The 5041-nt window shown below is 67.8% G+C and carries 5 protein-coding genes; 1 reads left to right on the top strand and 4 read right to left on the bottom strand.

The features are described 5' to 3' along the window. Positions 1-267 (bottom strand): ABC transporter substrate-binding protein (locus AC1DU6_RS19770; protein ID WP_477859062.1); only part of this gene is annotated, 267 nt, incomplete at its 3' end. A gap of 237 nt (positions 268-504) precedes the next feature. Here AC1DU6_RS19770 and AC1DU6_RS19765 point away from each other — a divergent pair. Beyond that, positions 505-2091, top strand: a complete 1587-nt coding sequence (locus AC1DU6_RS19765; protein ID WP_457392940.1) for a sensor histidine kinase — start codon at positions 505-507, stop codon at positions 2089-2091. A 2-nt stretch (positions 2092-2093) separates the two neighbouring features. Here AC1DU6_RS19765 and AC1DU6_RS19760 read toward each other — a convergent pair whose 3' ends face one another. The 3 genes from AC1DU6_RS19760 to AC1DU6_RS19750 form a co-directional block, all read right to left on the bottom strand. Beyond that, positions 2094-2297 (bottom strand): hypothetical protein, encoded by a 204-nt coding sequence (locus tag AC1DU6_RS19760; RefSeq protein WP_477859059.1) that lies wholly within the window; start codon positions 2295-2297, stop codon positions 2094-2096. 55 nt (positions 2298-2352) lie between these two features. Next, entirely contained in the window at positions 2353-3849 is a 1497-nt protein-coding gene (gene gtfA, locus AC1DU6_RS19755) for a sucrose phosphorylase (RefSeq protein ID WP_477859057.1), read from the bottom strand. Then, positions 3846-5041: MFS transporter (locus AC1DU6_RS19750; RefSeq protein WP_477859055.1), on the bottom strand; the 1196-nt coding region annotated here is incomplete at its 5' end. The genes AC1DU6_RS19750 and gtfA, both read right to left, overlap by 4 nt.

Here is a 5041-nt window from a genome sequence, read left to right as displayed (position 1 = left end):
GGCCAGGGACTTGGCAGCGGCCACGGCGGTCGCCGGGTCGTATTTGTCGTCCTGCGTGACGAGCTCGATGTTCTGACCCTTGATGCCGCCCTGCGCATTGACCGAGTCGAAGTACAGCTTCGCCCCCTCGGCGCTCTCCTGCACGATGCCGGCCACGGGCCCTGAAAAGCCCGCCACCATGCCGATGCGCAGGGTGCTTTGCGCGAATGCGCCATTCATACCAATACAGGCAGCGAACAAGGCCGCCAGGCCAACCCAACGCTTCACTGTTTTTCTCCAGGACAAGCGCCACCGGGGCGCGTTTATGGCCGCGGATTGTGGGGCCAGCCCCCCCGCCCCCAGCAGCCCCTCTCCCCCAGGAAAAACCCGCCCTCCACCGGGTCTGAATGCGCATTTGCACCGCTTTTGCCGGGCCTACACTCTGGCCGCCTCGGTGCCGTGTTCGCGCTGCCAGCGCTCGTCTCCGCGCCGCCCATGCCGGAAAGCCCCTTGCCGCCTATCGCCTTGCCCCGCACGCCCGCACCTGCATACGGTTGGCAGCGCAGTTCCCTGACCTTCGCCGTCGTGCTGGCCCTGCTGCTGGGGCTGCTGCTGCCGACAACGGCCGTGTTGCTCTATGACGGCCAGAAGACCCGCGCCACCGCGATGGAGGACTTGAAGCGCGACCTGTCACGCGCCACCGAGGTGATGGCCCTGTCGCTGGCCGAGCCGGTCTGGCAGGTCTCGCCGGACCTGGCTGACCCCATGGTCAAGGCGCAGATGGACGACCCACGCTTCGTGTCGGTGCAGGTCGTCGAGCCGGCGTCATCGGCCCCCTTCCTGTCGCAGCAGCGCGCTGGCGAGCAGGGCGACAGCGATCTGGTGCTGAGCCAGACCCGGCCCATCCAGCGCGACGGCCGCGAGATCGCCAAGCTGACCGTTCGCATGAGCGCCGCGCCGCTGCTGCAGGCCAAGCAGGCCGAGGTCTGGCGAACGGTCTGGCGCAGCATGCTGACGCTGACGCTGTCGCTGGCACTGATGCTGTGGGTGCTGCAGCGCTATGTGATGCGGCCCATGACCGAGCTGACCGGCTCAGCCGAGGCGCTGGCGGCCGGGCGGCTGGACCAGCCTTTGCGTGTGGCCGGCGCCGACGAGATCGCACGCGTGGGCGTGGCGATGGAGCGCATGCGCCAGGCCCTGCTGTCGGCCTTYGAGGCGCTGCGCCAGCACAACGTGAACCTGGAAGAAACCGTCGCCCAGCGCACGGCCGAGCTGACGACCAGCAATGCCGAACTGTCCGAGGCGCTGGAAACGCTGCAGAAGGCGCAGCGCGAGCTGGTCGAGTCGGAGAAGCTCGCGTCGCTAGGCCGTCTGGTGGCGGGCGTTGCCCATGAGCTGAACACGCCGCTGGGCAATGCACTGACCGTGGTGTCGGCCCTGGACGACCGCTACAAGCAGCTCGAGGCCATGCTGTCGGGCAGCGTGCAGATGCGCCGCAGCACGCTGGAGGAACTGGCGCGCGACACGCGGCGCGGCCAGGACATCCTGCAGCGCAACGTGCAGAAGGCCGCCGACCTGGTGCGCGACTTCAAGCAGGTGGCCATCGACCAGACGGCCGACCTCAGGCGCGACTTCGACCTGGCCAAGGTCGTCGAGGACGTGCTCGTCATGGTCGAGCCCAGCTTCAAGCACACGCCCTTCGTCATCGACACCGAGCTCTGCCATGGCCTGGTGATGAACAGCTATCCCGGCGCGCTCGGCCAGGTGCTGACCAATCTGCTGATGAACGCGCTGCTGCACGGCTTCGACAGCGCGGCACAGGGGCACGTCAAGGTCTATTGCGCGGCGCTGGACGAAGAGCAGGTCGAGCTCAGCGTGACGGACGATGGCCGCGGCATGGACGAGTCCGTACGGCGGCGCATCTTCGACCCCTTCTTCACCACCAAGCTGGGCACCGGCGGCTCGGGTCTGGGCATGCACATCGTGCACAGCATCGTGACCAATGTGCTGGGCGGCCAGATCGAGGTGCGCTCCTCGCCGGGCGAGGGCACGCAGATGCTGATGCGGCTGCCGCTCAACGCACCGCAACGAGCCAGCGGCGAGCCGGCATAGGCTTACTGCGACGCGCCAGAAGCCGGGGCGGACGCCGCTTCGGCCGCAGCGGCGACGGCGGCCGAAGCCGCTGCAGAAGCTGCAGGCTCGTGTCCACCCGTCACGTCATGCTTCTCACCGCTCAGGTCGATGTTGCCGCCGCTCTTGGTCAGGATGAAAAGCGCCAGCGCGGCAAAGGCGATGAAGCCGACGATCAACTTCCACATGCTCGGGTCTCCACAGGTTTGTACTGCGGCGCATTCTGGCGACCGAGGCTGACGCTCAACTGAAGGCGAAGGTCTCCCGGCCACCGCCCTCGCCGCTGTGGCTCAACTCGTGGGTGAGGTCGCGGAAGTTGACCCGCAGCGCCGCCCATTCGCTGTGCAACTGCCAGCGCAGGTGCAACTCGTCGTCGCCACTGGGCTCGACGCGGAACTCGCCGCAGAACGCCGGGTGCTGGTTGCGCAGCCTGATCAACTCGATGAGCCGGCGCACCACGGGGCGTTCGCAGTCGCGCGCGATCTCGCCTTCGCTGTAATGATGGCGGTTGATGTCGCGGCCGACCTGCGTGCGTGCCAGCAGGGCCATGTCGTTGTGGCCGGCCAGCAGGCCGACGTAATAGACCTGCGGCACGCCAGGCAGGAAGAACTGGAGGGCACGGGCCAGCAGATAGGCCGTCTCGTCGCGGCCCATCGCGTCGAAGAAGCTGCAGTTGACCTGGTAGAGGTCGAGATTGCTGGCCGCGGCCCCGGTGGCGCGCCGACTCTCGCCGCCGCTGGCCGCGTGGATGCGCTCCACCAGCGCGTCCAGCTCCGCGGGCGGCACGAGGCCGGGGTGGGCCGCGCGGTCGCTCGCGTCGGCACCGATGTCGATGATGCCGATGCCGTCGTGGGTGTCGAGCACGGTCAGCGCGTTGGTCGGGCGGATGTCGATCCAGCGCTTCAGCGCGGCGGCGGTGTGGAAGTTGAAGGCGTGCAGCACCAGTGGCGGCAGCGCGAAGTCGTAGACCCAGTCGACCCTGGCAGCGATCTCGATCTGGCGCTGGTGATAGGCGTGGATCTCGACGAGCACCTCGATGCCCAGCGCCCTCGCTTCGCCCGCGAACTCGGCGATGAAGTCGAAGGTCTCGGCCATCATGAAGCAGCTGCCGCCGGCCTTCTTGATGGCGTAGCCGACGGCGTCCAGCCGCACCATGCGAATGCCGTTGCTGGCAAAGGTGCGCAGGATGCCAGCGAGGTAGGCGCGGCCCTGGGGGTGGCGCACGGCGATGTCCACCTGCGCAGCGGTAAAAGTCGTCCACAGGATGCGGCGCTCACCGTTCTTCAGCGTGGCATAGGTCAGCGGCAGGCCGGGGCGGGGGCGGTAGACGGCCAGCAGGTCTCGCTCGCTGGCGCCCTCCGGGAAGACAGCGTCCAGCGTCAGGAACAGGCCCGCGTAGGCCGAGACCTCGCCCTTCTCGGCGTAGTCGAGGAACTGCGGCGACTCGCTGGACATGTGGTTGACGATGACGTCGGCCATCACGTCCAGATCCTCGGTCAGCGCCTTGATGTCATCCCAGGCGCCCAGGCGCGGGTCCACCTGCGTGTGGTCGATGGGGTCGAAGCCAGCATCGGCACCATCGATGGCATGGAAGAACGGCAGCAGGTGCACGCCACCGAACACGCCGTGCAGCGGCGAGTCCGGCTCGCAGAGCAGCTTGTGCAACCGTGCCAGGTCGGCGCCGTCGCGCTGGCCGCCGAGGCGGTCGACATRGGTGATGAGCTGGACTTGGTTCTTCATGAGGACTTGGGACTCTTGACTGCCAGCACGCACAGCGCAGCGAGCGCCAGCAGCACGCCGGCCAGGCGAATGACGTTCTCGGGTCGGCCGCCCAGCAGGCCGTCGTAGAACAGGGGCAGCGTCACCGCCTGTATCAGCATGGGGATGACGATGAACATGTTGAAGATGCCCATGTAGACACCGGCGCGCTCGGGCGGGATGCTGCCGGCCAGCAGCACATAGGGGTTGCCCATGATGGAACCCCAGGCGAGGCCAATGCCGACCATGGGCAGGAAGAGCCAGGTCTTGTCATGGATGCCGGGCAGCGCCCACATGCCGGCGGCCGCACAGGCGAGTGCGAAGGCATGCACCCATTTCGCGCCAAGGCGTTTGGTGAACGGCACCATCGCGAAGGCGGCGACGAAGGCGACGGCGTTGTAGAAGCCGCCGACCTGTCCGTTGAGCAAGGCCGCGTCGCGAAAGCCGGCGCTGTGCGGGTCGTCCGTGCCGAAGACCGTCGCGGCCAGCGTCGGCACGATGTAGATCCAGTAGCACATCATTCCGTACCACTGGAACAGCGCCATCCACCACAGCCGCCGCATCGTGGCTGGCATGTCGCGCAGCGCGGCCCAGATCTCGGTGAGCGTCGCGCCCAGGCCATGGGGCAGCGCGCGCAGGCGGGCGATCTCTTCAGCCGGCAATGGCAGCTCCGGCACCCGGCGCACCGACCACCACACCGTCGTGAACGACAGCAGCGCGCCGATGACGAAGGCCAGCGTCGTGACGACCGGGATACCGTTGGCGCCCAAAGCGTCCTTGTTCATCCCGAAGGCAACGAGCAGGCTGGGCGTGAGGTAGGCCAGCGTCTGCGCCAGGCCGGTGAACGAGGCCTGCGTGAGAAAGCCGCTGGCGTGCTGCTCTTCGCGAAGCCGGTCGCTGACGTAGGCGCGGTAGGGCTCCATCGTCACGTTGTTGGCGGCGTCCAGGATCCACAGCAGGCCGGCCGCGAACCACAGCGCAGGGCTGAAGGGCATGGCCAGCAGGCCCAGCGAGCAGATCAGCGCGCCGATGAGGAAATAAGGCGTGCGCCGGCCCAGGCGGTGGGTCGTGCGGTCGCTCATGGCGCCAATGACGGGCTGCACCAGCAGGCCGGTGATAGGGCCTGCCAGCCAGAGGTAGGGCAGGCTCTTGCCGTCAGCGCCCAGCATCTGGT

The sequence above is a fragment of the Roseateles sp. P5_B10 genome (genome assembly GCF_056400485.1).
Note: the sequence above shows the minus strand (reverse complement) of the source record. Positions and strands in the feature narration are given on the sequence as shown.